This is a genomic window from Mycolicibacterium mageritense (assembly GCF_010727475.1).
GTDB lineage: Bacteria > Actinomycetota > Actinomycetes > Mycobacteriales > Mycobacteriaceae > Mycobacterium > Mycobacterium mageritense.
In genome coordinates this window covers 4,782,832-4,807,531 of record NZ_AP022567.1, presented here as the reverse complement: position 1 = coordinate 4,807,531, position 24,700 = coordinate 4,782,832, and the positions used below count along the sequence as shown (strand labels likewise).

The following is a 24,700-nucleotide window of genomic DNA, read 5'->3' as shown; positions in this document are numbered from 1 at the left end:
TCCTCGAACTCATCGGCACGCCTCGGCGATGACGCGGTCCCATTCCTTCAGGAACCGGTCAAGGCCGAAGTGCGCCAGCGCGAACTCGCGTGCCGCCTTGCCCGCGACCGTCGCCGCGGGCAGGTCGGTCACGAATCCCTGCAGCGCATACGCCAGCGTCTTGACGTCTGCACTGACCACGCCCGCGTCGGCTCGCACCACCAAAGGCGCCGCGGTCGACCCGACCGCCACTATCGGCATGCCGAGAAACATGGCTTCGATCAACGAAAGGCCCAGTGACGTCCACCGCGCGGTGTGCAGGTAGACGCGCCGTCGCGCAATCTGGTGCAGCACGCGCGCGTGCCGCACGTCGCCCTTGCCGCGCACCGCGCCGTACCCGCCGGAGCGGTTGAGCTCCAGGGTGTCGATACCCCACACGTCGATCGGCACGTGACCGCTCAGTTCGGTGAGCAGGTCCGCACCGACGGTGCGCCACCGCCGCAACGGCTCGTTGATCATCGTGGCGGCCGACGCGACGTCTCCGGTGTAGAGATGGCCGGGATCGGCGACGCCATGCGTGATCACTTTCGTCGCTGCGATGCCGTTGTCCCACATCAAGTCGTTGAATTCGGTGACGTGGACGATCGGGATGTCCCGCCGGTCGGCCATCGGGTGGACACTGTCCACCGCGGATGGCCGCGGCGCGTTGTGTTCGACGTACACCGCGGGCACATCGATTCCGGGCCGCCGGTGCAGGAACCGCGTCGCGAGCTCGAGCTCCTCGGGACGTTGCAGAACCACCAGGTCGACGTCTTCGTCACGCAACTTGTCCAGCGGAACCTCTTGTGCGCGTGGCCAATCCCGATCGCAGATGCCGCGCCCGTCGGCGTCCTTTGCCGCGTTGACCGGGACCAGATAGCGGTGCCGACCTGAAACAAACGACTCCATCCAGGAGCCGTGTACATGCCACGCGAGGACTGATCGCGTGCAGTCTGTGCTCATGCGCCCCGAAGTACCCGGGCACTTCACTCTTAAACACGCGAAGAGTTTGATCATCACCCGCTCGGGTATCCCGTTCGCATGCAGATCCCGGACGTACCCGACGAGGTGCCCGCGGCAGACGCCGTCGAACAGCAGCAGGACACCGCCAGGCCCGTTCCCGACGAGGAAACCCCGGTGACGCCCCCTGATTCCCCGCCCTTGGAGGCCGCGGATCCGGATTGGCAGGAGCAACGTGAAGCCGTGGCTCCAGACCCCGATCTTGAAGAATACGACCGCGAAAGCCGATGAGGGGACGACACCGATGGCGCCTGAACACCAAGATCCGGACACTGTGATCTCCTACCCGGGGCACACCTCAGACATGCCCGGGCAGCCGCGCGACGAGATGAGCGACTACGTCGGGCGCGGGCTTCTGGAAGGTAAACGTGCCCTGATCACGGGAGGCGATTCCGGCATCGGGCGCGCGGTCGCGGTTGCATTCGCCAAGGAGGGCGCCGACGTCGCGATCGCCTACCTCGACGAGCACGATGACGCGACCCACACGGCCTCGCTCGTGGAACGTGCGGGTAGGCGCTGCCTGCGGTTGCCCGGCGATCTGGGCGAACCCGACCAGTGCCGCTCGGCGGTCACCAGGACCGCGGGCGCGCTCGGTGGCATCGACATCCTGGTCAACAACGTCGCGTATCAGTCACCGACGGGGAACTTCACCGACATCACCGAAGAGCAATGGCGTCGGACGTTCTCGGTCAACATCGACAGCTTCTTCCACGTGACCAAGTCGGCGCTCGAACACATGCCGGACGGCGCGGCGATCATCAACACGGCATCGATCAACGGGCTGCGCGGCAACAAGACGCTCATCGACTATTCCGCGACCAAGGGGGCCGTGATCGCGCTGACCTATTCGCTGGCACAGTCGCTGAACGAGCGTCATATTCGGGTGAACTGCGTTGCCCCCGGGCCGGTTTGGACACCGCTGATCCCCGCGACCATGGATGCCGACCGCGTCGAGTCGTTCGGCGAGCAGACCCCGTACGGCAGGCCCGCGCAACCCGACGAGATCGCACCGTCGTACGTGTTCTTCGCCGCCGGTCAACTGTCGTCCTACTACAGCGGCGAAGTTCTCGCACCGCTCGGCGGGGAGACGCTCCCCGGCTGACGGGGGAACTGCCGTGGCACGAAAAGGCGAGAGACTGCGGCGAATTCGGGCGGTCGTGGTGGCCGCCCTCGGTATCGCCGCGCTGGGGCTACTGTTGACGTGCTGCCCTGCCAATCGGGACGGTATGCCCGGTCAGCTGGCTCAGGCGATGGAAGAGTGCACCGCCGCCGCCCGCAGCGGGGCCCTTGCGCTGGAACTGCGAACGCATGACCGTTCCACCGCGCAACTGGCCAGCGTGCAGATCTCCGATGCGCGCGACGAGATCGTCAAGGCGTACAAGGGAATCGCCGATCTCAAGGCCGACGATCCGGCCGACATCGCCCGGCAGCGCTTGCTGACCGAGGCCATGACCACCATGATCGGGCAGCTCAACACCGCGTCCGCGCGGCTCCGCGAGATCGTCGACGAGCCGTCACTCGATGCGCTGCGCAATGACCTGCTCGCGTCGGCCGACCGGCTGGAAGCCGGGTACCGCTGATGAAGAGGTTCTTCGCGGTAGCCCTCGGAATCCTCACCGCGATCGGCGGATTCCTCGACATCGGAGACCTCGTCACCAATGCCGTCGTCGGTTCCCGGTTCGGGCTGGCCCTGGCCTGGGTCGTGGTGGTCGGCGTCGTCGGCATCTGTCTTTTCGCGCAGATGGCGGGCCGGGTGGCGGCGGTCAGCGGACGTGCCACGTTCGAGATCATCCGGGAACGCTTGGGGCCGCGCACGGCTGCGGCCAATCTCGGTGCTTCGTTCCTCATCAACCTCATGACCCTTACCGCCGAGATCGGCGGTGTCGCACTGGCGCTGCAGCTGGCCACCGATGTGGGCAGGCTGATGTGGATTCCGGTGGCGGCGTTCGCGGTGTGGCTGGTCATCTGGCGGGTCAAGTTCTCGATCATGGAGAACGTGGCCGGCCTGGCCGGCTTGTGCCTCATCGTGTTCGCGGTCAGTGTGTTCGCCTTGCAACCGCATTGGTCGGATCTCACGCACCAGGCGCTGCAGCCCGTCATCCCGGAGACGGAATCGTCGGCCACCTACTGGTATTACGCGATCGCGCTGTTCGGCGCCGCGATGACGCCGTACGAGGTGTTCTTCTTCTCCTCGGGTGCGGTCGAAGAACACTGGAAAACAAAGGATCTGGGCGTCTCGCGGCTCAACGTGGTGATCGGGTTCCCGTTGGGCGGCATCCTGTCGATCGCCATCGCATCGTGTGCGGCACTGGTTCTGCTGCCGCGCCAGATCGAGGTGACCTCGCTGTCGCAGGTCGTGATGCCGGTTGTGGCAGCGGGCGGCAAGCTGGCGCTGGCCTTCGCGATCGTCGGCATCGTGGCGGCCACGTTCGGGGCCGCGCTGGAGACCACCTTGTCGAGCGGCTACACCCTGGCCCAATTCCTGGGCTGGCCGTGGGGCAAGTTCCGCCGACCCGCCGAGGCGTCGAGATTCCACGTCGTGATGTTCGTGAGCATCGTCGTCGGCGCGGCCGTGCTGTTCACCGGCGTCGATCCGATCATGGTGACCGAGTACTCGGTGGTGTTCTCTGCCATCGCGCTGCCGCTGACCTATCTGCCGATCCTCATCGTGGCCAACGACTCCGAGTACATGGGCGACAAGACGAACGGGAGGCTGACGAACGTGTTCGGTTCGGTGTATCTGGTGATCATCCTGGCGGCCTCGGTCGCGGCGATCCCGTTGATGATCGTGACGGGAGCGGGCCGATGACGACCCTCGACGCGCGACTGCATCTGCTGGACCGCCAGTTGGTCGACGACGACGGTGACCCGATCGGCATCGTGGACGACCTCGAGCTCGACGGTGTCGAACTCGACCAGGACATCGCCGAGGGCACACCCGCGCCACGGGTCGCAGCCCTGCTCTCCGGGCAGGTGGTGGCCACGCGCATTCTGGGCGGCTCAGCCCCCAGGTCGCGGCTCCAGGAGATTCCGTGGAAGTTGGTGGCAGCCATCGGAGTGACGGTCCAGCTGGAGGTCACCGACATGGACTTCGACGTGCAATGGGTCGAACGGTGGCTACGCGACCACATCGTGGCCCGGATTCCGGGAGGCCGACATGCAGCTGAGTAACCTGCTCGGCACCGAGGTGGTCGACGCGGCGCATCACCGGGTCGGCACCGTGGTGGACGTCCGGCTCCGCATCGCCGGAGACCGGTGCGACCATCCCCCGACACCCCGCGTTGCAGGACTGGTCATCAGCCCCCGCACCGGCTCGTCGTATCTGGGCTACGAGCGGACCGCGATCAACGCCCCGGCACTGATCGCGAAGATCGCGGCGTGGCGCCACCGCGGGACGTTCGTGGCGGCATGGGATGACGTGGCCCGCGTCGGATCGGATCGAATCACGCTGCGGCCCGGCTACACCCGGCACCCTGCGGCGCTCACCACCGAGCAGTCCGACTAGGTTTCGCGCTGTGTCCGCGGGCCGTCATGTTCGGCGTTCCAGTCTTGTTCGACGTTCTTGACCCGCCTGTGCTCGATCGCGAGCCACAGCCCGGAGCCGATGAACAATACGGCGGCCAGGCACGCCAACCCGATACCGATCGCGTGTTGACCGGTGCCGAAGGCGGCGAGGCACGCGACGAAAGACACCAGCGCGAGGAAGAGCAATCCGAGCGCCGGCATGTTGGCGGTGTCCTTCATCGTCTCGCCGGCGTGCGGACGTGTGGTCCGCGCATGGTCCACAGGGTCTTTCGCGGTGTCACCCATCGCGTGTTCTCCTCTCAGACGCCTGGACAGGCGGTGTCGTTGTAGAGCTACCCAGGCCACCCGCCGGCGAAACGCCGCGCGGTGTCAGCTCGACGCGTCGATCGGCTCGGCACCACGGTGCCGATCCCGCCCGACATGGGCTTCTGCGCGCATCGCCTCCACCATGTGCGGATAGTGCAACTCGAACGCCGGACGCTCCGACCGGATCCGGGGCAGTTCGGTGAAGTTGTGCCGCGGCGGCGGACACGACGTCGCCCACTCCAGCGAATTTCCGTAACCCCACGGGTCGTCGACCGTCACGGGCTCGCCGTAGCGCCAGCTCTTGAACACGTTCCAGATGAACGGCAGCATCGACACCCCGAGGGTGAACGCCCCGATGGTCGAGATCACGTTGAGCGCCGTGAAACCGTCGGACGGCAGGTAGTCGGCGTAGCGGCGCGGCATGCCTTCGTCCCCCAGCCAGTGCTGCACCAGGAACGTGGTGTGAAAACCGATGAACGTCAACCAGAAATGGAACTTCCCCAGCCGCTCGTCGAGCAGCCGACCCGTCATCTTCGGGAACCAGAAGTACACCCCGGCGAACGTCGCGAACACGATGGTGCCGAACAGCACGTAGTGGAAGTGCGCGACGACGAAGTAGCTGTCGGTGACGTGGAAGTCCAGCGGCGGGCTGGCCAGCATGACCCCGGTCAGCCCGCCCAGCAGGAACGTCACCAGGAAGCCGACCGAGAACAGCATCGGCGTCTCGAACGTCAACTGCCCCTTCCACATCGTGCCGATCCAGTTGAAGAACTTGATGCCCGTGGGCACCGCGATCAGATAGGTCATGAACGAGAAGAACGGCAGCAGCACCGCGCCGGTGGCGAACATGTGGTGCGCCCACACCGCGACCGACAGCGCGGCGATCGACACCGTTGCATACACCAGGGTGGTGTAGCCGAAGATCGGCTTGCGGCTGAACACGGGGATGATCTCGGTGACGATGCCGAAGAACGGCAGTGCCACGATGTAGACCTCGGGATGGCCGAAGAACCAGAACAGGTGCTGCCAGAGGATCGCTCCCCCGTTGGCGGGGTCGTACACGTGGGCGCCGAGGTGACGGTCGGCCGCCAGACCGAACAGCGCGGCGGTGAGGATCGGGAAGGCCAGCAACACCAGGATCGACGTCACGAAGATGTTCCACGTGAAGATCGGCATCCGGAACATCGTCATGCCCGGGGCACGCATGCAGACCACGGTGGTGATCATGTTGACGCCACCGAGGATGGTGCCGAGCCCACCGACGGCCAGACCGAGGATCCACAGGTCGCCGCCCGGGCCAGGGGAATGGATCGCGTCGGTCAGCGGCGAGTACGCGGTCCAGCCGAAATCGGCAGGACCGCCGGGGCTCACGAACCCGGCCAGCGCGATCAGTGCCCCGAACAGGAACAGCCAGAACGACAGCGCATTGAGCCTCGGGAACGCCACATCGGGCGCACCGATCTGCAACGGCAGCACCAGGTTGGCGAAGCCGAACACGATGGGCGTCGCGTAGAACAGCAGCATCACCGTGCCGTGCATGGTGAACAACTGGTTGAATTGCTCGTTGGACAGGAACTGCAAACCGGGCATCGCGAGCTCGGTGCGCATGAACAGCGCCATCAACCCGCCGACGAAGAAGAAGGCAAAGCACGCAACGCAATACATGATGCCGATCAGCTTGTGATCGGTTGTCGTCACCAACCGGTACACCAGGTTGCCCTTGGGCCCGAGCCGCTGCGGGAACGGACGGCGTGCTTGCAGGGTCGGCTTGGCCGGCGCTTCGGCTGTCATCGGCGCTCCATCACTCGACGCGTGGCCTGATCACGCATGACGCGGGCGTACCCCCATCCACGCGCCGGTAAACCTCTTTCGCGGCGGCGCGGCCAGAGCCGGTTTGAGCCGGCCAGGCCGGGGGTAGATCGGCACGCATGCGGCGTCCAGGACGAGCACGACGATCGTCGGCACTGCGGTGAAAACGGTAACCGTCGGCGTGGTTGCCGACCCGGGCTTGTCGACCAAAGTGGCCGGGTCGCTGGCCGATTCGCTCGCCACGAGGTTCGCCGACGCCGTCTGCCGCGAGATCGGCTGGAACGTGACGATGTGTAGCCGCGCGTTGCCGGTGAACGGTGACGGCAACATCGAGGTCCGGCGACATGCCGACGAGCTCAGATGCAGCCTGGCCTGCGACGTGGTCGTCTGCCTGACGGAGTCGACGACAAGGCTGGGCAAGACGCTGATCGTCTCCGAGGTGGATGTTCGCGACAAGACTGCGTTGATATCGCTTCCGGCCCTCGGTCCCGTGCGGCTGCGACGGCACGTCGCCAGGTCGATCGTGCACGCAGTGGGTGCGATGACGATCGCCGACGCGGTACGCTCGCCCGCCCAACTGTTCGGGCCCACGCGGCAAGAGATCACCGACGGCGCAGACGGCAGGCACGCATTCGTCGAACTGACCCGGGTACACGGCAGGCTTCGGCTCCTGCTCGGCATGGTGCGCGTCAACCGCCCGTGGCGTCTGCTGCCGAGCCTGTCCGGCGCGATCGCCGCAAGCGTCGCGGCCGCGGCGTTCGGGGTCTTCTACTCCAGCATCTGGATGATGGCCGACGCCATGAGTGCGCTGCGGCTGACCGCTGTCAGCATCGTGGCAGTCGTGGCCATGATGCTGTGGCTGATGCTCTACAACGGGTTGTGGGAGCGACCGCGAGATCTCGATCAACGGAAGAACGCCGTGCTCTACAACACTGCGACGGTACTGACCCTCATCGTCGGTGTGACCTCGATGTACGTCGCACTGTTCGTGGTCGTCGTGTCAGGAGCCATGATCATCATCCCGCCGGCACATCTGGAATCGACGCTGGGGCATGACACCTCGTGGCGCGACTACGCGCAGCTGGCCTGGCTGGCCAGTTCGCTCGGAACTTTCGCCGGTGCCCTCGGCTCCAGCTTCGAGAGCGACCATGCCGTGCGCAACGCCACGTTCGGCAAACGTGAGCAGGAACGGCACGCGCGCGCCGCGCTGTCGGATCCGAGCGACAGACCGACGGCACCGTAGTGTCGACGGTGTGTCGATCCGCGAGTTGGTCGTGCTCGGTACCGCCAGCCAGGTTCCGACCAGGCACCGCAACCACAATGGCTATCTGCTGCGCTGGGACGACCAGGGGTTGCTGTTCGACCCCGGCGAGGGAACGCAGCGCCAGCTTCTGCTTGCAGGTGTTTCGGCCGGCACCGTCACCAGGTTGTGCCTGACGCACTTCCACGGTGATCACTGTCTGGGCGTTCCCGGTGTGCTGCAACGAATGTCGTTGGACGGTGCACAACACGCAGTGCATGCCCACTATCCGGCGTCAGGGCAGGAATTCTTCGCCAGGCTCCGACACGTCAGCATCTTTCACGACACCACGGATGTGCGCGAGCATCCCGTGAACACCGACGGACCGGTCGCCGCCGGCACGTTCGGGGTTCTCGAGGCACGGCGGCTCGACCACTCGGTGGACTCGATCGGTTACCGGCTGGTCGAACCCGACGGCCGTCGCATGCTGCCGGAGTTGCTGGGACGCTTCGGGATCACCGGTGCGGCAATCGGGCAACTGCAGCGCGCCGGCACGGTCAGGGTGAACGGCCGCCTGGTGCAGCTGGCGGAGGTCAGCGAACCGCGCCGCGGGCAGCGGTTCGCGTTCGTGATGGACACCCGGCTGTGCGACTCGGTGTACGCACTGGCCGACGGGGCCGACATGCTCGTGATCGAGGCGACCTTCCTCGCCGAGGACGCCGAGTTGGCGCGCAGTTACGGACATTTGACGGCCGGGCAGGCGGCACGGGTCGCCGCGGAGTGCAAGGTCCGGCGTTTGGTGCTCACGCATTTCTCGCAGCGGTACCCCGATACGAGCCGGTACCGCGACGAGGCGGCTGCCGTGTTCGATGGCGACCTCGTCATCGCCGAGGATCTGACCCGGATCCCGGTTCCCAAGCGCGGCTCATGATGTCGCCGGGCCGACGGCCAGTGCCGGCTCGACGGGACGCACGCAGAAGTCGAGACCGAACTGGTTGAACGTCATCGGTAAGGGATGCCCGGGCAGCGGCCGCGGCGTCGACTGCAGGTCGAATCGCAACCGGCGCAACAGGTTGGCTGCCAATGTGCTGGTCGTGAACAGCACCAGGTTGCGGCCGGGACACTCGGCGGGCCCGGCCGAGAACGGCACCAGCTGGGGATGGCGCTCAGCGCGCCCGTCGAGCCAGATGTCGGGCACGAATTCGTGTGCGAACGGCAGAAGTTCGTCATCGCGGTGAAACGCAGGCGCCACGATCATCACTGCCGAACCCTTGGCCAGCGTGAATCGTTCGCCGCCGGAGCGCCAGACCGTGTCCTCGGTCGTGTCGCGCAGAATCGTCGGAGTCGTGGGCCACAGTCTCACCGATTCGAGCACGCAGCCACGCAGATACGGCCGCGGCATGCAACGGTCGGGCTCGGTCGCGTCGCTCATCGCACGCTCAAGGTGCGCCGGGTGGGTCGAGAGAACCGCAAGCGCCCGCAGCAACGCCATACCCGCGGCATCGAAACCGAACAGCCACTGTGGAATCTGGCCGACCGGGTCGACCGCGCCCGCGGCAGGCGTTTCGGCGAGGGCGCTGACCAGGCTTCCCGCTTCTGGCGCCTCGGCATACCGGTACAGCTGCTCGGTGAACCGGCCACGGGCGCGGTAATGCGGCAACGCCAGAAACGACCAGTTGCCTGCCTTGCGCAACCGCAACAGGTGGTCGGTGATCGCCTCGTCGTCGCGGGCGCGCTCCCCCAGCACCAGCCGCCGCACCAGCCGCCACCAACCGGTCATGAACTACGCGGAATCCAGCTGGCCCCGCCACATCGCCTCCGCCGCCATGGTCTCGGCTTCGGCGATGATCGCGGTCACGAACGAATCGGCCAGCCGGTGCAGTTGGGCCCCGGAGTCGAGCGCGGCGTCGTTGACCGCGCGGCGCTGCGACCTGATCGCGCCCTGCGAGATCAGCACACCGTGCGGCTGAAACCACTGCAGCGCCTTGCGCTTCTCCCGATTCGCGGGATCGAACGGCCGCGGAGAGTTCGTCAGCACCGCACCGACGTCGTCCGGATCGATCACGACCGCGATGCGTCGCCCGGGCAGCACCAATTCGACAGGGCCCCTGCCGAATTCCTTCCGCAACCGCTGAATCCGCTTCACCGCGCGAGCGTCGGCCTGCACGCGTTCCAGCAGGCGTGCCATCGGGCGCCTGCGCGCGATCACCCCGGCCGACACCGAGGCAAAACCGAGATCGCTCAACGTCGCAACTGCCTCCAACCCGCACACGCGAGGTATGTCCATCACCATGCGGGTGCAACTACCCGCCGCGTGCCACACCAAAACGCGATGGAGAGTTTCGGCACGATCCGGCCGGGGTAGTGCCACGACATGCGTGGCTCGAAGATCTTCCAGAACCGCCGCGAGGCGGGGCGGGTGCTGGCACAGCAACTCCAGAATCACCGGGGCCGCGACGATGTCGTCGTGCTGGCGCTGCCCCGTGGTGGGGTGCCGGTCGGTTATGAGGTGGCCGCCGCGCTGTCAGCTCCTCTCGACGTGTTCGTGGTCCGCAAGCTCGCGCCTCCGGACCAACCCGAGTACGCCGTGGGTGCCATTGCGTCCGGCGGCGTCGTGGTGACCAACGACGACGCCATCAGGGCTCTGCACGTCACCTCCGAAGACCTCGAGGCGGTCGCCGAACGCGAGCAGAAAGAGCTGCGCCGCCGTGAAGAGGCGTATCGCGATGGCCGCCGGCCACCCGAAATCGCGGGCAAGACCGTGATCGTGGTGGACGACGGCCTGGCGACGGGCGCGACGATGACCGCCGCGCTGCGGGCCATCGACAAGCTGGGGCCGGCAAGGGTTGTCGTTGCCGTTCCCGCGGCACCCGAGGACACCTGCGAGGAACTGCGCCACCGGGTGGACGAGGTCGTCTGTGCGACCACTCCCCAGCCCTTCACCGCGGTGGGCCAATCCTATTGGGACTTCGAGCAGACCACCGACGACGAGGTTCGCCAGCTGCTGTCGGCACCGACCGTCGCTCGGCGGGCGGCAGACGAACCTGGCGACGCCGCCGCCGCGGTCCGGCGCGGCGCAGTGCCAGCCCCGGCAGGCATCGTCGGCGACGACGAGCTTTTCGATCTCGTCGGTGACGCGCGATTGGTTCTTATCGGCGAGGCCAGTCACGGCACGCACGAGTTCTACGCGGCCCGGGCCCACATGACCCGACGCCTCATCGAGGAGAAGGGGTTCCAGGCGGTCGCCGTCGAGGGCGACTGGCCCGACGCGTACCGCATCAACCGGTACGTCCGCACGGCGAGTGAAGACCGAACGCCTGTCGAGGCGCTCGACGCGTTTCGCCGATTCCCGCAATGGATGTGGCGCAACACCGTCGTCGAGGAATTCGTCGAATGGTTGCGGACCACGAATGCGGACCGCTCGCCGCAGGTCGGTTTCTACGGTCTCGACCTCTACAGCATGCTGCGGTCGGTCAACGAGGTGATCAGCTATCTGGATGCGCGCGACCCCGCGGCGGCGGATCGGGCGCGCGAGCGCTACCGCTGTTTCGATCACTTCCGCGACGAACAGCGCTACGGCTACGCGGTCGCGTTCGGCGCAGGCCAGTCGTGTGAAGACGAGGTCGTCCAACAACTCGTCGAGCTACAGCGCCTGGACCTCGACATGGTCAAGCGTGACGGCATGGTCGAGGACGACGAGCGGTTCTACGCCAATCAGAACGCCCGCCTGGTCAAGGCCGCCGAAGAGTACTACCGCGCGATGTTCGCCGGCCACATCGCCTCGTGGAACCGCCGCGACCGGCACATGCTCGAAACCGTTCAGGCGCTCTTGGAACATCTCGACGCGCACAGCGAGATGCCTGCCCGTTGTGTGATCTGGGCGCACAATTCGCACCTCGGCGACGCGCGCGCGACCGAGCTGTCGGCAGGCGGCGAGCTCAACCTCGGCCAGCTGTTGCGGGAGCACTACCCAGGGCAGTGTTGTTCGATCGGTTTCACCACCTACACCGGCACCGTCACGGCCAGCCAAGCGTGGGGCCGCGAACCGACCCGGATGCGCGTGACACCCGCCCTGTCGACCAGCGTCGAGGCGCTGTTTCATCGAACGGGATTGGGCGACTTCATGATCAGGTCGCACGGCGACGGCGCCGGTCTGCCTGCGTCTCCGTTGCTCGAACGCGCGATCGGTGTCATCTACAGCCCACGGACCGAGCGGCAGAGCCATTACTTCCTGGCGCGGGTGGCCGATCAGTTCGACGCTGTCATCTACGTAGACCACACATCGGCACTTCGGCCCTTGCCTGCTCTCGCCGCCGTCGGCGCGCCCGCAGAGACCTATCCGAGCGGCGTCTGACGTGTGCGGCGGCACCACGGCGGGTAATCGGTGACGACACGCAATTACGGAGGCCAGGCGCTTACCGCGCTGTCGCGGCGGCCACGGGAGAGGAAGCATCATGCAGACACCGAACCCTCGAGAGCCCGGTGGCAGCGTCGGGCCGACCCCGATCCAGGCCGCAGCTGTCGCGGTTGGGGCCTTGTTCCTGATTGTCGGGGTGCTGGGTTTCATCCCCGGAATAACCTCCGACTACGGCGATCTGACGTGGGCGGGACACCATTCGGATGCCCAGTTGCTGGGTGTGTTCAACGTTTCCGTCCTGCACAACATCATTCATCTGGCGTTCGGTGTCGCGGGTCTGGCCCTGGGCCGCACCGTCAAGTCGGCCCGCGCCTATCTGATCGGCGGGGGCATCGTGTATGCCGTGGTGTGGCTCTACGGACTGGTGATCGACCGCGACAGTGCCGCCAACTTCATCCCGGTGAACACGGCGGACAACTGGCTGCATTTCGGGCTGGCCGTGGTCATGATCCTGCTCGGTGTGGCGTTCGGGCGTGAGGTGACTGCCCACTCGACGAGCGGCCGCACCACAGGGGCGCCGGGAACGATCGAATGAAGCGCGAGGAACACCATGACTCAACATGCCGAGATCGACGACGGACTGTGGGAGGAATTCCACCGCGTCGTCAACATGTCGTCGCGTGAACTGCTCGACTGGCTGCGCACCCGTTCTGCCGACACCAGGACCGAGGAACTGCCTGACCAGGCCGGCACGCAAACGGGTCAGCAGGTGCTGCACATCCTGGGCAAACGGCGCACCGACCTCACCGCCGACGACGTGCGAACCATGCGCGTCGTCGTCGACCGCGTGCACGCCGAGCATCCTGACGAGGACGGCAATCCCACCGCGGGAAACACACATTGGCGCCACCGGCTGATGACGATCGGCCACGATCCGTTGAAAGCGGGGTAAGCATGGACCGCGAAAGCTCGAAACACAGCCCGCGCGAGGACGACCAGCTCAAGCAGGAACTGCGAGGAACCCTCCAGGGCAACCGGTCGAGCCGCGCCGAGGAATGGCGCGACCCGGAACCGCCCGCCGACGACGACCCCGATGTGCAGACACGTTGAATATCGAGGGCAGGCGTCGATCCCGATGTTTGCCACCCCGGTAGGAGCGGGAATCCACTGCGGCAAATGACGACATTTCCCGCACCCGTACAACCTCAGCTACCCGTCCCCCGTGGCCGGGTGTCATCGGCCGTCATCGAGCAACTCGTCGGCCGGGCCCCGCACAATCACCTGGAACCGGTATGGGTTCCGCTTCGGGACTCCGATCCCCTGGGCCTCGACATGCAACTGGCGTTGTACACCTGTTACGAGCTGCACTACCGCGGGTTCGCGGGCGTCGACCCGGACTGGGAGTGGAACGCCGGGCTCCTCCACTTGCGCTCGCAGCTGGAACGGGTGTTCCTCGCGGCCGTCCGCGACGAGGTCGGCAGCATTCCGTCCGACGTCACCGCGGTCGGAGAGATGGACCGGCTGTCGATAGAACCGGTGGACGGCACCGGCCCGTCGTACTACCTGCGCGATCACGCAACGTGGGAGCAGATGCGGGAGTACTTCGTGCATCGTTCGCTGTATCACCTCAAGGAGGGCGACCCGCACGCGTGGCTCATCCCCCGGCTCAGTGGCCAGGCCAAGGCGTCCTTCGTCGCAGTCGAATTCGACGAATACGGGGCCGGCCACGGCACGCAGGTGCACCAGCAGCTGTTCGCGGACCTGATGGCTGCCGCGGGTCTCGACTGCAGTTACCTCGGATATCTCGACGCGGTACCTGCCGAGGCCCTCGCGGTGGTCAATCTGATGTCGCTGTTCGGGCTTCACCGCAAGTTCCGCGGCGCGGCCGCGGGGCACTTCGCCGCAACGGAGATCACGTCGTCCCCCGGATCACACCGGATGGTGGCGGCCTTGGAGCGCATGCACGCCCCGCAGCCGTGTGTGAGGTTCTATCGCGAGCACGTCGAGGCGGATGCCGTACACGAGCAGGTGGTCCGCCTCAACGTGATCGGTGACCTCTTGACGCACGAACCCTGCCTCGAACCCGACGTGGTCTTCGGCATCCGCGCATTCGGCGCGATGGAGGAGCGCCTGGCTGACCATCTGATGAAAAGCTGGACAGCCCAGCGCAGTTCGCTACTTCGACCGCTTGACTGATCGCTTGTTCCTGCGGTGGCTGGTATCGCACAGCGGGTAGGTCGCCGACCGCCTGCAGGTACAGATCGCCACCATGAACCGGTCGGATTCGACCACCGACCCGTCGGGGAGTTCGATCCGGACCGGGCCCTCGACGAGCATCGGGCCGTGTTCGATCACCCTCACCACGCGAACCTCGCTCATGACTTGTCCGCCCGGATCACGACCAGTCGCTCGTCACGGCGGTCATGCCGGAGCCGACCGGTCTGCTTCAGCCAACCGGCCTGCGACGACACCACCGGACCCCACGGAATCCATTGGCTGGCAAAGACTTCGGCCGTCATACCGGCCTTGCCCAAGCGGACCAACGACTGCTCGACGTCGGCGAACTCCGATTGCACCAGCAACAGCGTCCCTCCGTCGCCCAACAAGGCCGGGGCGGTGTCGCACAGCGGATCGAGGATCGCCCGGCCGTCCGCACCGCCGTTCCAGGCAGTATCCGGGCCGGCCCACGGCGCGACGGTCGCCGCGTCGACAGCTGAGCCGATCGGGACGTACGGCGGATTACACACCACGAGGTCGTAGGGCGCGTCGTCCAGCGCCTGGCTCCAGGATCCCAGCCTGACGCCGACCGACACCCCGGCTGCCAGCACGTTGGCCGTCGCGCAGCGCACCGCGTGGGGACAGATGTCCAATGCGGTCACCGTCTGAGCTCCCAACCGGGCCGCGGCTATGGCCACCACACCGCTGCCGGTACACAGATCCACCACGCGGCGACCGGGCACCGCTCCGCTGCGTTCGATGGCGTCGATCAACAGCAGCGAATCTTCCTGCGGAGGGTAAACGCCCTCGCCGGCAACAGCGGTCATCTCGGTCCTTTCGACATCCCAGCTAATCCGGTACCCACCGACAGCGCGAAGAAACGTCGCCGACCTCGCCAACCCTGTTTGCCAGGTCACGTTTTGGCGCACCCCCGATCGGGAATTCAGTGAGTGCGCGGGAAAGCCCGTGTTGAACCACCAATCCACTCCAGTAGCGGAAAGGTTGCCATGACCGACAAGAAGAACTCTGGACCTGAAGAAGGCATCAAGGGCGTCATCGAGGACGCCAAGGGCAAGGCCAAGGAAGCCGTTGGTACGGTGACCGGCCGAGACGACCTCGTGCGCGAGGGCAAGGCCCAGCAGGACAAGGCTGACGCCCAGCAGGACGCGGCCAAGAAGGAAGCACAAGCCGAATCGGCTCGTGCCGGCGCCAAGGCGGCCGAAGAGCGCGAGCAGGCGCACCAGCGCCCGTGATCACACAAGAAGATTGCCCAGCCCCTCGGCTGGGCCATCTTCGCGCGCGGGCCTCAAGGCCCGAAATGACTGCGTGGCAACATGTCTGGCCGGCCGGTCACTCGTAACGGGGGTACAGCCCGACCTTGAGCAGGCCCGCCAGATGCGCCGCGTTACGGGTCGCGGCCGCCGTCGCGTCGGCCACAGGGTCGGGAACCGAGTCGAGATCCTTGTAATCGGTGCCCTGCATGGCCTCTCCGTTCCAGTACGTGCAGCCCTGCGCCGGGATGGAGAAGCCGATGTCGTTGAGCGCCTGGAAAACATCGGCGACCGTCTTGTGCGCGCCATCCTCGTTCCCCACCACGGATACCAGAGCGACCTTGCCCACCATCACGGGGCGGCCGCCGTCGTCGGTGTTGGACAGTTCGGCGTCGAGCCGTTCCAACACGCGCTGCGCGATACTCGAGGGGTGCCCCAGCCAGACCGGCGTGGAGATCAGCAGGATATCGGCGGCCAAAACCTTCTCCCGGATCTTGGGCCACTCATCGCCGTTGCCCATGTCTGCCTCGACACCCGGTTCGATCACATAATCGGCACATCGCAGGATCTCGGTGGTGACTCCGAGCGCGCCCAGGTTCTCACACACCTGCTCGGCCATGAGCCCACTGCTCGACTCGTCCGGGCTGCGCTTGAGGCTGCACACCAACGCCAGCGCGTGTAAACCGGCAGGCGTGGTCATAGCGTCGTCACCGGCCCGGTCAGCGCAGGGACGGCGACCACCAGTAACACGGCCGTCAAAGCCACCAGGATCCATCCGGTGGCTTGCCACGCCCGCGGCGCTCCGTGTCTCTTGGGCGTCGGAACCAGCGCCCGCAGGCCGGCGATCAGTAAGATCACCGGTCCGATGATCGCCAGCAGCGTTCGCTCCGGTGCGCCACAGGCCACGCTGTCGGCAACCCCACCTGTGCAGGTGCTCGCCCACACCGCCGCGAAGGCGAGCGCGCCGACGCCGACCCCCGCAGCCGTCAGCCCGAACCGAACCGCTTCTCGCACACCGGCGTCGGCAGGCTCGATCTCGTTGGGTTCGTGATATGTCGTCATCAAGGGCCGCCTCAGCCCGCCGCCCGATCGGCGAGTTGAGTGTGCCCCGCTTGCCGGGCGCAATGGGCACAGCAGTATGTCGTCGCGGCGGCCTCCACGCCATGCCCCAAGATCCGGCACCCGCAATGCGCACACTCCGGCGCGATCCGAACCGCCGCACATTCCACGCTGTCGAACGTCTCGGTCTGTCCGTTCCAACTCACCGTGAACGCTTTGTCGTAGTCGTTGCCACAGGTGGCACAGATCGCCATGGTTCAACTCCCGATCGCCGTCGACTGCTTATCGGGGGTCTTCCCCTGACGGGGGCCGGCTAAACGTCGCGCCGCACCCGTTGATGCGCGGTCATCAGCAGCCGGTCGAACACCACGCGGTCGGGCAGGATCTCGCTGTAGTCCAGCGCCAGGAAGTCCGCGGCGATCTGCTCGGCCAGTGCCCGCAGTTTCGTGTTGGTCTCCTGCGAGCGCCACTTGAGCAGCTCGAACGCGGCATCGGCGTCGATTCGGTAAACAACCATCAACATGCCCTTGACCTGTTCGATGGCGCCGCGGGCCTCGGCGAACTCGGCGACGGCCTCGGTGACGATGCGCTGCCTGGCCTCGTCGACCGACGGGGTGACGTCGACGTAGAAACCCTGGGTGCCGATGACGGCGCCGTCGTCGGCGAACATCTGGTCCCCGACGACGACCACGTGATGGACCTCGCCCGCGGTGTCGACGATCCGGTGCCGGGTGCTGAACGCCCCCGAGGTGCGGCGGATCTCGTCGAGCGTCGCGGCCACCTGACCGTAATCCTCCGGGTGCTTGTGCGACAGCACCAGTTCGGTGGTCGGCTGCACCGTGCCGGGTTCGTAGCCGTGCATGCGTTCGACCTGAGGCGACCACTCCCAGCGCTCGTCGGCAAAGTAAAACCGGAACCACCCAACCCGCTGCGGCTCCCCACCCGCGAGTGCATGTTCGACAGAGGCTCGAACCTCCACCGATTCCAGCTCGTTTGTCATAACGTCAAGATTATCGCGGGTGCCTGCGGGTTCGGTGATCGTTTTGTCGCCCTTGGGATCTACCATTCGGCCCGTGATACGGCTGCGAACCAAACTGCACCTCATGGTGGGGGTGGCGGCCGGCGTCTGCGCGTACGCCAACGGGCTGGAGTGGCCTGCGAGCGCGGCAACAGCCGTCGCCGTGCCGCTCGTCGCGGCGTTGGCCCCGCGCTTTCTCATGGGAGCCCTCACGGGCGCCGGTACGCCGAGCCCGCGCGAAGACGCGGCGGCCGCGATGTCGGGGCTGGAGTTCGAGGACCATGTCGCACGTATTGCCCGCTCGTGTGGCCTGCCCGTGATCATGACGTCGCTCACGGGTGACTGGGGCGTGGACCTGATCGTCGGGCACCGGCCGAATCGACTTGCGATCCAGTGCAAAAGGCAATCCCGTCCGGTGGGGGCGGGCGCAGTGCAAGAGGTCGTGGCGGGCGCGCCGATGCAGGATTGCACCCGCACGATGGTGGTGACCAACAACGAATTCACCGCGGCGGCACACAAACTCGCCGAGCGGCACGGGTGTCAACTGGTCGGCGGTGCCGACCTCGATCGCCTGCGGTCGATCATCCGCCGGCTGGCGGCGGAAGCCGGCTGAGCGTGCCGTCAGTCGGCAGGCTTTTTCTGGGTGTCGCCGACCTTCTCCTGCAGCAGCATGGTCACGGCCTGGGTGAGCTGCGATACCTGTTCACGCAACTCGCGGATCTCGGCCTGCTGGCGGTCAAGCTCGCTGTCGGGCTCTTCGCCGGCTTCGGCGGGCTCTGGTGGGGCGGCCGGCGTGGGCGTCGGGCTCGGGGTGGGCGGCCCGGCAACTGAATCCGCGACACCGAGCGCGACATTCAGCGGGGCCCGCAGCACACCGGTCAGCATGTCGATGCCGCCGGGAATGTTCTTCACCTGGCGGCTGACCACTTGTGCGAGCACCTCGTCGGTACGGTCCGCCCCGGTGTTGTGATCGCGGACGACGACCCGCACACCCGACTCGAGCAGCTGTGCGAGTTCGTCGAGCGTGGTGAACCGGCGGCGCACCGTGTCGTAGAGCTTGCGGTTGGCATACCGCTTGATCACATGGTCACCGTCATCGGACATGGGTCTCATCCTGACTTCGATCGTTCTGCTCAGCACGCATTTTGACTCGCGTATTGACGTAGGGGCGCGATATGCGCGCCCCTACGTCAAGATACGGGCTTCGTTCGGCTGGGTTCACTTGCCTTTGCGGATCCGTGCCAGCTTCTCGACCTGATCGGTCAGGTTCTGCACCTTGGTGCGCAGCGCGTCGATGTTGTCGCCGTCCGGCACGATCCGGTCGCGGGCGTCGTTGACACGTTCACGCGCGGACTTCTCGACGTCACCCGCGGTGTCGAGCAGGTCGTCGACGATGCCCTTCGCGCTGTCGATCACGGTGGTGAGGTAGCCGGTCAGATGGGCTTCGACACCGGCCGGAGTCGCCTTGGCCGACTTCTTGGCGACGGGCTTCTTCGAGGGCTTGGTGGCGGTCTTGGTGGCCATGGCGGTTCCTTTTCTGGTTGGTGTTCTGTGTGGTGTTGTTTGCGTTTCTTACGCACCACAAAAGTTACGCACCGCAGAAACCCTACGCAATGCGTTGTGACTCAGATCACCATTACTCAGTGCGTAAAGTGCTCGACCATAAGCACCTGCAGCTCGCCGACCAGGAACCCCAGAATCGCTCCCACCAGGATCAACGTGCGCTCATCCGCCTGGAATGCCGGCCTGAGCACCCCTTCGAACTCCTCTGGCGTCATCGCGACCATCTTTTCCGACATGGTCTCTTTGATACGCAGTGCGTCATCCAGATAGTCGTGCGTAACGGTCATGACCGCAGGAAGTCGATCCACCAACTCGGCGGCGGCCGCGCGGCTCATCGGACCGATCTGGGCGGCGTCGAGCCCCACCCCGCCGAGGGCCTGCGCCGGCTGGCTCACCGCACCGGTGATCGCACCGAACAGGGATCCCAGGGACACTCCCCCGACCCCGATCTGGTCCAGGGTGCCGACCGACAGGCCGCCGATCTCGGTGCGGCGCAGCACGTCGTCGACATCGGTGAGTTCCGTGCGCGCGGCGCGCTCGATGACCGGCGCGAACACATCGACGACCTTGCCCTTCAGCGATCCTGTCAAAAGCCCTCTGACGACGCGCTCGGCGGTCAGCACCCGAGTTGCGATCAGCACGCCGTACTCCTCGGAGACCGGGATGCGGTGCTTGAGGAACAGGCCCTGCCACGTGACGACACCGAGGTAGCGCTTGGGCTCCTTGGGATTGAAGATCAGGCGCAGCGCGGCCCAGTCGGTGAACCATCCGGTGAACAGACCGAAGATTGGCATGATCAACGGGTTGTGGAACAGCGCCCAGCAGATGGCCTGCAGCAGTCCGATCAGAAAGCCGAAGACCAGACCGCTGCGCCGGATGAAGGCGAACTCACGCCGCCCCACATCGAGGAACATCCGCTCGAGGATGTCCGGATCGGCGAGAAACTCCTTCGTCACCATCTCCCGTAGATCGAAGATGTCCTCGATGTTCTCGCTGATCGCGATGACCAGATCCGGGATGGCGCGCACCGCAGCGGTCTGCGCGCGTTGCACCACGAGGTCTTTTGCCGTGCCCGGCAACAAGTTCCAGATCGCCGGCTGATATTCGGCGGCCACCGTCGGGATGATCTTGGCGACCTCGGCGCGCAAGGGCCGCTCGAGCCGTGAGGCCAGCTCCTGCGGATCGACCCGGTCGACGATCTCAGCCGACGAGATGAGCCGACCGGTCAGCGTCTCGCACAGCACGTCGACCATCTGCGGCGCACGTTTGGGAATGATGCCCTGCCAGCCGAGCGGCCCGATTCCCTTGAATGTGTGCGGCCGGAACATCATCCGGATCGCGACGACCTTGGTGAACCATCCGATGAGCGCCGCGATGAACGGCATCGAACAGTAGATCGGCCAGTTGGTCGCTACGTCGTGGGTGATCTCGGACCACGTCTGCACGCTCGGCCCACCCCTTCCAGTAGCCCCCGCGTGTGTTTCGTACCACACCCGACGGCCACCGGAGGGTCAATCGAGCGTGCTCAACACCTCGCGCACGATCTCCACGGCCTCGTCAATTTCGGTCCGCGACACCGTGAGTGCGGGGCGGAACCGCACACTGTCGGCACCACTGGGAAGCATGATGACGCGCCGGTCCCACAACCGGCGGACCACGTCGTCCCGCTGCGCCGCCGAGGGCAGACTGAACGCGCACATCAGGCCGCGACCGCGCGGATCGAGTACCAGACCCGGGAATTCCGTTGTCAGAGTCCGTAGTTGGTCGAGCAGATAGGCTCCCGCCGTCGCGGCGTTGGCAAACAGATCATCGACCTCGATGACTTCGAGGATGCGCCGCGAGCGCACCATGTCGACCAGGTTCCCGCCCCACGTTGAGTTGATCCGGGAGCTCACCGTGAAGACGTTATCGGCGACCTCGTCGACGCGCCGGCCGGCCATCACGCCGCACACCTGCGTCTTCTTGCCGAACGACACCACATCCGGCGTCACACCCAATTGCTGGTTAGCCCAAGGTGTTCCGGTGATCCCACAGCCGGTCTGCACCTCGTCGAAGATCAACAGCGCGTCGAACTCGTCGCACAGCTCGCGCATGGCGGCGAAGAACTCGGCGCGGATGTGCCGGTCCCCACCCTCACCCTGGATCGGTTCGGCGATGAAGCATGCGATGTCGTGCGGGTTGGCCTCGAATGCCGCCCTGGCCTGACGCAGCGACTCCGCTTCCAGCTCGGCCATGTTCGCGCCGGGCCGGACATAGGGCGCGTCGATCCGGGGCCAGTCGAACTTCGGGAACCGCGCCACCTTCACCGGGTCGGTGTTGGTCAGCGACAGCGTGTAACCGCTACGGCCGTGGAAGGCGCCCCGCAGGTGTAAGACCTTGGTGCCCAGTGCAGGATCGCGACCTTGCGCCTCGTTGAGCCGGCTCTTCCAGTCGAACGCCACCTTGAGCGCGTTCTCGACCGCCAGCGCACCGCCGTCCACGAAGAACAGGTGGGGCAACGCGGGATCGCCGAGTACGCGGCGGAACGTGTCGACGAACCGCGCCATCGGCACGCTGTAGATGTCGGAGTTGCTCGGCTTGTTGACCGCGGCCTGCGCGAGTTCGGCGCGGAACGCCTCGTCACCCGCGATCGCGGGATGGTTCATGCCCAGCGCCGAGGACGCGAAGAACGTGAACATGTCGAGGAACCGCTCACCGGTGCGGGCGTCCACCAGAGTGGATCCGGCCGACCGGTCGAGATCGAGCACGAAATCGAAACCGTCGACCAGGATGCTGCGAGCCAGCACGTCGCGCACCCGGTCGGGCACGAGAGCGGTCACAGGGGTCAGCACTGCAGTCATGCCACCACATTAGCGCAATTTTTACGCTCTGATACGTTGACAACCGCAAGAGTTACGGAATGAAGTCCCTGCCGGTGTAAAATGTCTGCAAGATAATGGTGCTTCGCGTGCGCACGTTCGCGGCAGTCCTGATCCGTTGCAGCAGGTCTTCCAGCGCCCGCGCCGACGCGACCCGCACCAGCAGCACGTAGCTCTCCTCACCGGCGACCGAATGGCACGACTCGATTTCGGGGATGTGTTCCAGCCGGGCGGGGGCATCATCGGGTTGAGAGGGATCGAGAGGGGTGATGGCCACGAACGCCGAGAGCATGTTCCCGAGCGCCTCGGGGTTGAGCCGCGCGGCGTACCCCGTCACGACCTTGCGGGACTCCAGCCGACGGACCCGCGCCTGCACGGCCGACACCGACAATCCCGCGACCGACGCCAGCTGCGCCAAGGTGGCCCGGCCGTCGGCAACGAGTTCACGCACCAGAATCCGATCGATAGCGTCCAGCGGTTGTTCGTCGGGTTCGCCCATGGCCCGCACTGTATCCCCAATCAGAAAGGCGTCACCATGACCACTTCCCCGACGACGACCGAGCGCACCCACCTGCCCACGGCCGACGAGCTGCGCGCCCGGGTACGCGCCGCGCTCGACGCCGTCGGCGCGCGGAGCACTCTGGGCGGGCCGAGCGAGCATGGAGCCGCCCCGGCGGCGACATCCGGCCACGGTCTGCTCGCGAGCACGCCCATCACAGGCGACGTGTTGTTCACCCTGCCCGCGGACTCGCCCGAACAGGTCGATGCCGCGATTGCCGAAGCCGCACAGGCATTCTCGGTCTGGCGTACCACGCCGGCCCCGGTCCGCGGTGCACTCGTGGCCCGGCTCGGCGAGCTGCTGGTCGAGCACAAGGCCGACCTCGCGACCCTGGTGACGATAGAAGCCGGGAAGATCACCTCCGAAGCACTCGGCGAGGTGCAGGAGATGATCGACATCTGTCAGTTCGCCGTCGGGCTGTCCCGCCAGCTCTACGGCCGCACCATCGCTTCCGAGCGGCCCGGCCACCGGTTGATGGAGACCTGGCATCCGCTGGGTGTCGTGGGTGTCATCACCGCGTTCAACTTCCCGGTCGCCGTGTGGTCGTGGAACGCCGCTGTGGCCCTGGTGTGCGGCGACACCGTGGTGTGGAAGCCGTCCGAGTTGACCCCGCTGACCGCGCTGGCCTGCCAGGCGTTGATCGAACGGGCCGCGGCCGACGTCGGCGCGCCCGCGGCCGTGAGCCGGCTCGTTCAGGGCGGTCGCGAACTCGGCGAACGCCTGGTCGACGACCCCCGCGTGGCCCTGGTGAGTGCCACCGGTTCGGTGCGCATGGGCCAACAGGTCGGACCACGCGTCGCCGCCCGATTCGGCAAGGCGCTGCTGGAACTGGGCGGCAACAACGCGGCCATCGTGACGCCGTCGGCCGACCTGGAGCTCGCGGTCCGCGCCATCGTGTTCTCCGCGGCGGGCACCGCGGGCCAGCGGTGTACGACGTTGCGCCGGTTGATCGTGCACTCGTCGGTGGCCGACGAATTGGTCGAACGCATCGTGTCCGCGTACCGGACGCTGCCAATCGGGGTTCCGGACGCCGAGGGCACCCTGGTCGGTCCGCTGATCCACGCGCGTGCGTACCGCGACATGGTGGGTGCGCTCGAGCAGGCCGCTGCCGACGGCGGCATCGTGTTCGGCGGTGAGCGTCACGACATGGGAGACGAGGGTGCGTTCTACGTCGCGCCGGCCGTGGTACGAATGCCCGCCCAGACCGAGGTCGTGCACACCGAGACGTTCGCGCCCATCCTCTACGTGATGACCTACGATCAGCTCGACGACGCGATTGCCTTGAACAACGCAGTGCCGCAAGGTCTTTCCTCGGCAATATTCACCACCGACGTGCGCGAGGCGGAACGGTTCCTGGCCGCCGACGGTTCGGACTGCGGCATCGCCAACGTCAACATCGGCACGTCGGGAGCCGAGATCGGCGGTGCGTTCGGCGGCGAGAAGCACACGGGCGGCGGTCGCGAATCGGGATCCGACGCATGGAAGGCCTACATGCGCCGCGCCACCAACACGGTCAACTACTCGTCGGAATTGCCGCTGGCCCAAGGCGTGCATTTCGGCTGACCGGTTCAGCCTTCCGATTCACACTCGACGTCGACGTAGACCGTGGTGAATTGGTTTGGGGCACGGTGGTTGTCAGCGGGCACACCGTGCACGCCGGTCACGGTGCACTGCGACAGCGGCACACCTGCCGCACCGTTGATCGCAACTGTGTAACCGGCGTCGGTCAAGTCGCGCACCACATCCGGTGCGGTCATGCCCGCCGTAGGAGCCGCGGCGGCCAGACCGGCACCGGGGATGGCTGCGGTTGCGACAACGGCGATGGCCAGGACGGTCTTCATATCGGGAACTCCTGTGTGCGTAGCGTCATACATCGATAC

Annotated in this window: 33 protein-coding genes; 16 read left to right on the top strand and 17 right to left on the bottom strand. The window is 66.3% G+C overall.

Going from position 1 to position 24,700, the window contains the following annotated elements; translation table 11 throughout:
• Window positions 1–9: 9 nt before the first annotated feature.
• Window positions 10–927, bottom strand: coding sequence for a glycosyltransferase (locus G6N67_RS23150; RefSeq protein ID WP_036428589.1), 918 nt, complete (start codon window positions 925–927; stop codon window positions 10–12).
• 132 nt (window positions 928–1,059) lie between these two features.
• On the opposite strand from G6N67_RS23150, the gene G6N67_RS23145 reads away from it, so the two are divergent.
• The 6 genes from G6N67_RS23145 to G6N67_RS23120 are packed head-to-tail and all read left to right on the top strand — an operon-like array spanning window position 1,060 to window position 4,543.
• A complete protein-coding gene (locus G6N67_RS23145) occupies window positions 1,060–1,269 on the top strand; it encodes a hypothetical protein (protein WP_036428591.1) in 210 nt (69 codons plus the stop codon).
• A gap of 13 nt (window positions 1,270–1,282) precedes the next feature.
• A complete protein-coding gene (locus G6N67_RS23140) occupies window positions 1,283–2,140 on the top strand; it encodes an SDR family oxidoreductase (protein WP_036428592.1) in 858 nt (285 codons plus the stop codon).
• Window positions 2,141–2,153: 13 nt separating this feature from the next.
• Window positions 2,154–2,618, top strand: a complete 465-nt coding sequence (locus G6N67_RS23135; protein ID WP_036428595.1) for a hypothetical protein — start codon at window positions 2,154–2,156, stop codon at window positions 2,616–2,618.
• Entirely contained in the window at window positions 2,618–3,847 is a 1,230-nt protein-coding gene (locus G6N67_RS23130; protein ID WP_036428596.1) for an NRAMP family divalent metal transporter, read from the top strand. Before G6N67_RS23135 ends, G6N67_RS23130 begins: the two co-directional genes overlap by 1 nt.
• Complete coding sequence (locus tag G6N67_RS23125) at window positions 3,844–4,209, top strand: hypothetical protein (RefSeq protein ID WP_051578429.1); 366 nt, start codon at window positions 3,844–3,846, stop codon at window positions 4,207–4,209. The genes G6N67_RS23130 and G6N67_RS23125 overlap by 4 nt, the downstream gene beginning before the upstream one ends.
• On the top strand, window positions 4,196–4,543 hold the full coding sequence (locus G6N67_RS23120; RefSeq protein ID WP_036434246.1) for a PRC-barrel domain-containing protein: 348 nt from the start codon (window positions 4,196–4,198) through the stop codon (window positions 4,541–4,543). The genes G6N67_RS23125 and G6N67_RS23120 overlap by 14 nt, the downstream gene beginning before the upstream one ends.
• On the opposite strand, the gene usfY is transcribed toward G6N67_RS23120, so the two are convergent.
• Both usfY and ctaD read right to left on the bottom strand, forming a co-directional pair.
• Window positions 4,540–4,848 (bottom strand): protein UsfY, encoded by a 309-nt coding sequence (gene usfY, locus G6N67_RS23115; protein ID WP_036428598.1) that lies wholly within the window; start codon window positions 4,846–4,848, stop codon window positions 4,540–4,542. The genes G6N67_RS23120 and usfY overlap by 4 nt on opposite strands.
• A gap of 84 nt (window positions 4,849–4,932) precedes the next feature.
• A complete protein-coding gene (gene ctaD / locus G6N67_RS23110) occupies window positions 4,933–6,660 on the bottom strand; it encodes an aa3-type cytochrome oxidase subunit I (protein ID WP_036428600.1) in 1,728 nt (575 codons plus the stop codon).
• A gap of 178 nt (window positions 6,661–6,838) precedes the next feature.
• Here ctaD and G6N67_RS23105 point away from each other — a divergent pair, with 178 nt between their 5' ends.
• Together G6N67_RS23105 and G6N67_RS23100 are read left to right on the top strand one after the other, a co-directional pair.
• The gene (locus G6N67_RS23105; protein ID WP_036428602.1) at window positions 6,839–7,921 is read left to right on the top strand and encodes a hypothetical protein; all 1,083 of its coding nucleotides are present in this window, start codon (window positions 6,839–6,841) and stop codon (window positions 7,919–7,921) included.
• 10 nt (window positions 7,922–7,931) lie between these two features.
• Window positions 7,932–8,849, top strand: a complete 918-nt coding sequence (locus G6N67_RS23100) for a ribonuclease Z (RefSeq protein WP_036428603.1) — start codon at window positions 7,932–7,934, stop codon at window positions 8,847–8,849.
• On the opposite strand, the gene G6N67_RS39295 is transcribed toward G6N67_RS23100, so the two are convergent.
• Window positions 8,844–9,698 carry a cytochrome P450 gene (locus G6N67_RS39295; RefSeq protein WP_230022593.1) on the bottom strand — a complete coding sequence of 285 codons (855 nt, stop codon included), beginning with the start codon at window positions 9,696–9,698 and terminating at the stop codon, window positions 8,844–8,846. The genes G6N67_RS23100 and G6N67_RS39295 overlap by 6 nt on opposite strands.
• Before the next feature lie 3 nt (window positions 9,699–9,701).
• A complete protein-coding gene (locus tag G6N67_RS39290) occupies window positions 9,702–10,205 on the bottom strand; it encodes a cytochrome P450 family protein (protein WP_230022590.1) in 504 nt (167 codons plus the stop codon).
• Between the two features lie 87 nt (window positions 10,206–10,292).
• Here G6N67_RS39290 and G6N67_RS23090 point away from each other — a divergent pair, with 87 nt between their 5' ends.
• The 5 genes from G6N67_RS23090 (at window position 10,293) to G6N67_RS23075 (ending at window position 14,471) form a co-directional block, all read left to right on the top strand.
• The gene (locus tag G6N67_RS23090) at window positions 10,293–12,272 is read left to right on the top strand and encodes an erythromycin esterase family protein (RefSeq protein WP_110798322.1); all 1,980 of its coding nucleotides are present in this window, start codon (window positions 10,293–10,295) and stop codon (window positions 12,270–12,272) included.
• A 100-nt stretch (window positions 12,273–12,372) separates the two neighbouring features.
• Window positions 12,373–12,870, top strand: coding sequence for a DUF4383 domain-containing protein (locus G6N67_RS23085; protein WP_036428606.1), 498 nt, complete (start codon window positions 12,373–12,375; stop codon window positions 12,868–12,870).
• 15 nt (window positions 12,871–12,885) lie between these two features.
• Window positions 12,886–13,227, top strand: coding sequence for a DUF3140 domain-containing protein (locus tag G6N67_RS23080; RefSeq protein WP_036428608.1), 342 nt, complete (start codon window positions 12,886–12,888; stop codon window positions 13,225–13,227).
• A 2-nt stretch (window positions 13,228–13,229) separates the two neighbouring features.
• Window positions 13,230–13,385 carry a hypothetical protein gene (locus G6N67_RS38825; protein ID WP_165572146.1) on the top strand — a complete coding sequence of 52 codons (156 nt, stop codon included), beginning with the start codon at window positions 13,230–13,232 and terminating at the stop codon, window positions 13,383–13,385.
• Between the two features lie 66 nt (window positions 13,386–13,451).
• The gene (locus G6N67_RS23075; RefSeq protein WP_036428610.1) at window positions 13,452–14,471 is read left to right on the top strand and encodes an iron-containing redox enzyme family protein; all 1,020 of its coding nucleotides are present in this window, start codon (window positions 13,452–13,454) and stop codon (window positions 14,469–14,471) included.
• Here G6N67_RS23075 and G6N67_RS23070 read toward each other — a convergent pair.
• Window positions 14,451–14,654, bottom strand: a complete 204-nt coding sequence (locus tag G6N67_RS23070; RefSeq protein WP_036428611.1) for a CDGSH iron-sulfur domain-containing protein — start codon at window positions 14,652–14,654, stop codon at window positions 14,451–14,453. The genes G6N67_RS23075 and G6N67_RS23070 overlap by 21 nt on opposite strands.
• The gene (locus tag G6N67_RS23065) at window positions 14,651–15,319 is read right to left on the bottom strand and encodes a HemK2/MTQ2 family protein methyltransferase (protein WP_036428613.1); all 669 of its coding nucleotides are present in this window, start codon (window positions 15,317–15,319) and stop codon (window positions 14,651–14,653) included. The genes G6N67_RS23070 and G6N67_RS23065 overlap by 4 nt, the downstream gene beginning before the upstream one ends.
• A 180-nt stretch (window positions 15,320–15,499) precedes the next feature.
• On the opposite strand from G6N67_RS23065, the gene mbp1 reads away from it, so the two are divergent.
• Window positions 15,500–15,745 carry a microaggregate-binding protein 1 gene (gene mbp1, locus G6N67_RS23060; protein WP_036428616.1) on the top strand — a complete coding sequence of 82 codons (246 nt, stop codon included), beginning with the start codon at window positions 15,500–15,502 and terminating at the stop codon, window positions 15,743–15,745.
• Between the two features lie 97 nt (window positions 15,746–15,842).
• Here mbp1 and G6N67_RS23055 read toward each other — a convergent pair whose 3' ends face one another.
• The 4 genes from G6N67_RS23055 to G6N67_RS23040 are packed head-to-tail and all read right to left on the bottom strand — an operon-like array spanning window position 15,843 to window position 17,822.
• The gene (locus G6N67_RS23055; RefSeq protein ID WP_036428618.1) at window positions 15,843–16,463 is read right to left on the bottom strand and encodes a flavodoxin family protein; all 621 of its coding nucleotides are present in this window, start codon (window positions 16,461–16,463) and stop codon (window positions 15,843–15,845) included.
• Window positions 16,460–16,825 (bottom strand): hypothetical protein, encoded by a 366-nt coding sequence (locus tag G6N67_RS23050; protein ID WP_036428620.1) that lies wholly within the window; start codon window positions 16,823–16,825, stop codon window positions 16,460–16,462. The genes G6N67_RS23055 and G6N67_RS23050 overlap by 4 nt, the downstream gene beginning before the upstream one ends.
• 11 nt (window positions 16,826–16,836) lie before the next feature.
• Window positions 16,837–17,076, bottom strand: coding sequence for a metallothionein (locus G6N67_RS39285; protein WP_036428623.1), 240 nt, complete (start codon window positions 17,074–17,076; stop codon window positions 16,837–16,839).
• Window positions 17,077–17,135: 59 nt separating this feature from the next.
• Window positions 17,136–17,822: a PAS and ANTAR domain-containing protein gene (locus G6N67_RS23040; protein WP_036434252.1), complete on the bottom strand. Its 687-nt coding sequence runs from the start codon at window positions 17,820–17,822 to the stop codon at window positions 17,136–17,138.
• A 103-nt stretch (window positions 17,823–17,925) separates the two neighbouring features.
• On the opposite strand from G6N67_RS23040, the gene G6N67_RS23035 reads away from it, so the two are divergent.
• Complete coding sequence (locus tag G6N67_RS23035) at window positions 17,926–18,453, top strand: restriction endonuclease (protein WP_036434254.1); 528 nt, start codon at window positions 17,926–17,928, stop codon at window positions 18,451–18,453.
• 8 nt (window positions 18,454–18,461) lie between these two features.
• On the opposite strand, the gene G6N67_RS23030 is transcribed toward G6N67_RS23035, so the two are convergent.
• From G6N67_RS23030 to G6N67_RS23010, 5 genes are all read right to left on the bottom strand, one after another.
• Entirely contained in the window at window positions 18,462–18,944 is a 483-nt protein-coding gene (locus G6N67_RS23030; RefSeq protein ID WP_163642272.1) for a polyhydroxyalkanoate synthesis regulator DNA-binding domain-containing protein, read from the bottom strand.
• A gap of 114 nt (window positions 18,945–19,058) precedes the next feature.
• Complete coding sequence (locus tag G6N67_RS23025; RefSeq protein WP_036428628.1) at window positions 19,059–19,364, bottom strand: phasin family protein; 306 nt, start codon at window positions 19,362–19,364, stop codon at window positions 19,059–19,061.
• A gap of 116 nt (window positions 19,365–19,480) precedes the next feature.
• Window positions 19,481–20,848: a DUF445 domain-containing protein gene (locus tag G6N67_RS23020; protein WP_036428629.1), complete on the bottom strand. Its 1,368-nt coding sequence runs from the start codon at window positions 20,846–20,848 to the stop codon at window positions 19,481–19,483.
• 66 nt (window positions 20,849–20,914) lie between these two features.
• Window positions 20,915–22,243 carry an L-lysine 6-transaminase gene (gene lat, locus G6N67_RS23015; protein ID WP_036428630.1) on the bottom strand — a complete coding sequence of 443 codons (1,329 nt, stop codon included), beginning with the start codon at window positions 22,241–22,243 and terminating at the stop codon, window positions 20,915–20,917.
• 52 nt (window positions 22,244–22,295) lie between these two features.
• Window positions 22,296–22,760 (bottom strand): Lrp/AsnC family transcriptional regulator, encoded by a 465-nt coding sequence (locus G6N67_RS23010; protein ID WP_036428632.1) that lies wholly within the window; start codon window positions 22,758–22,760, stop codon window positions 22,296–22,298.
• 36 nt (window positions 22,761–22,796) lie between these two features.
• On the opposite strand from G6N67_RS23010, the gene amaB reads away from it, so the two are divergent.
• Window positions 22,797–24,383: an L-piperidine-6-carboxylate dehydrogenase gene (amaB, locus tag G6N67_RS23005; protein WP_036428634.1), complete on the top strand. Its 1,587-nt coding sequence runs from the start codon at window positions 22,797–22,799 to the stop codon at window positions 24,381–24,383.
• A gap of 5 nt (window positions 24,384–24,388) precedes the next feature.
• Here amaB and G6N67_RS23000 read toward each other — a convergent pair whose 3' ends face one another.
• Window positions 24,389–24,661: a hypothetical protein gene (locus tag G6N67_RS23000; protein WP_036428637.1), complete on the bottom strand. Its 273-nt coding sequence runs from the start codon at window positions 24,659–24,661 to the stop codon at window positions 24,389–24,391.
• Window positions 24,662–24,700: the final 39 nt, after the last annotated feature.

What these genes read in the sequence shown, in the direction of transcription:
- G6N67_RS23080 (WP_036428608.1), top strand. Translation starts at nt 12,886, where the DNA reads ATGACTCAACATGCCGAGATCGACGACGGACTGTGGGAGGAATTCCAC.
- G6N67_RS23055 (WP_036428618.1), bottom strand. Translation starts at nt 16,463, where the DNA reads ATGACCACGCCTGCCGGTTTACACGCGCTGGCGTTGGTGTGCAGCCTC.
- G6N67_RS23145 (WP_036428591.1), top strand. Translation starts at nt 1,060, where the DNA reads ATGCAGATCCCGGACGTACCCGACGAGGTGCCCGCGGCAGACGCCGTC.
- G6N67_RS23075 (WP_036428610.1), top strand. Translation starts at nt 13,452, where the DNA reads ATGACGACATTTCCCGCACCCGTACAACCTCAGCTACCCGTCCCCCGT.
- G6N67_RS23090 (WP_110798322.1), top strand. Translation starts at nt 10,293, where the DNA reads ATGCGTGGCTCGAAGATCTTCCAGAACCGCCGCGAGGCGGGGCGGGTG.
- G6N67_RS23085 (WP_036428606.1), top strand. Translation starts at nt 12,373, where the DNA reads ATGCAGACACCGAACCCTCGAGAGCCCGGTGGCAGCGTCGGGCCGACC.
- mbp1 (WP_036428616.1), top strand. Translation starts at nt 15,500, where the DNA reads ATGACCGACAAGAAGAACTCTGGACCTGAAGAAGGCATCAAGGGCGTC.
- G6N67_RS23140 (WP_036428592.1), top strand. Translation starts at nt 1,283, where the DNA reads ATGGCGCCTGAACACCAAGATCCGGACACTGTGATCTCCTACCCGGGG.
- G6N67_RS23030 (WP_163642272.1), bottom strand. Translation starts at nt 18,944, where the DNA reads ATGTCCGATGACGGTGACCATGTGATCAAGCGGTATGCCAACCGCAAG.
- G6N67_RS39295 (WP_230022593.1), bottom strand. Translation starts at nt 9,698, where the DNA reads ATGACCGGTTGGTGGCGGCTGGTGCGGCGGCTGGTGCTGGGGGAGCGC.
- amaB (WP_036428634.1), top strand. Translation starts at nt 22,797, where the DNA reads ATGACCACTTCCCCGACGACGACCGAGCGCACCCACCTGCCCACGGCC.
- G6N67_RS23130 (WP_036428596.1), top strand. Translation starts at nt 2,618, where the DNA reads ATGAAGAGGTTCTTCGCGGTAGCCCTCGGAATCCTCACCGCGATCGGC.
- G6N67_RS23040 (WP_036434252.1), bottom strand. Translation starts at nt 17,822, where the DNA reads ATGACAAACGAGCTGGAATCGGTGGAGGTTCGAGCCTCTGTCGAACAT.
- G6N67_RS23035 (WP_036434254.1), top strand. Translation starts at nt 17,926, where the DNA reads ATGGTGGGGGTGGCGGCCGGCGTCTGCGCGTACGCCAACGGGCTGGAG.
- usfY (WP_036428598.1), bottom strand. Translation starts at nt 4,848, where the DNA reads ATGGGTGACACCGCGAAAGACCCTGTGGACCATGCGCGGACCACACGT.
- G6N67_RS23065 (WP_036428613.1), bottom strand. Translation starts at nt 15,319, where the DNA reads ATGACCGCTGTTGCCGGCGAGGGCGTTTACCCTCCGCAGGAAGATTCG.
- G6N67_RS23010 (WP_036428632.1), bottom strand. Translation starts at nt 22,760, where the DNA reads ATGGGCGAACCCGACGAACAACCGCTGGACGCTATCGATCGGATTCTG.
- ctaD (WP_036428600.1), bottom strand. Translation starts at nt 6,660, where the DNA reads ATGACAGCCGAAGCGCCGGCCAAGCCGACCCTGCAAGCACGCCGTCCG.
- G6N67_RS38825 (WP_165572146.1), top strand. Translation starts at nt 13,230, where the DNA reads ATGGACCGCGAAAGCTCGAAACACAGCCCGCGCGAGGACGACCAGCTC.
- G6N67_RS39290 (WP_230022590.1), bottom strand. Translation starts at nt 10,205, where the DNA reads ATGGACATACCTCGCGTGTGCGGGTTGGAGGCAGTTGCGACGTTGAGC.
- lat (WP_036428630.1), bottom strand. Translation starts at nt 22,243, where the DNA reads ATGACTGCAGTGCTGACCCCTGTGACCGCTCTCGTGCCCGACCGGGTG.
- G6N67_RS23120 (WP_036434246.1), top strand. Translation starts at nt 4,196, where the DNA reads ATGCAGCTGAGTAACCTGCTCGGCACCGAGGTGGTCGACGCGGCGCAT.
- G6N67_RS23050 (WP_036428620.1), bottom strand. Translation starts at nt 16,825, where the DNA reads ATGACGACATATCACGAACCCAACGAGATCGAGCCTGCCGACGCCGGT.
- G6N67_RS39285 (WP_036428623.1), bottom strand. Translation starts at nt 17,076, where the DNA reads ATGGCGATCTGTGCCACCTGTGGCAACGACTACGACAAAGCGTTCACG.
- G6N67_RS23125 (WP_051578429.1), top strand. Translation starts at nt 3,844, where the DNA reads ATGACGACCCTCGACGCGCGACTGCATCTGCTGGACCGCCAGTTGGTC.
- G6N67_RS23025 (WP_036428628.1), bottom strand. Translation starts at nt 19,364, where the DNA reads ATGGCCACCAAGACCGCCACCAAGCCCTCGAAGAAGCCCGTCGCCAAG.
- G6N67_RS23000 (WP_036428637.1), bottom strand. Translation starts at nt 24,661, where the DNA reads ATGAAGACCGTCCTGGCCATCGCCGTTGTCGCAACCGCAGCCATCCCC.
- G6N67_RS23070 (WP_036428611.1), bottom strand. Translation starts at nt 14,654, where the DNA reads ATGAGCGAGGTTCGCGTGGTGAGGGTGATCGAACACGGCCCGATGCTC.
- G6N67_RS23150 (WP_036428589.1), bottom strand. Translation starts at nt 927, where the DNA reads ATGGAGTCGTTTGTTTCAGGTCGGCACCGCTATCTGGTCCCGGTCAAC.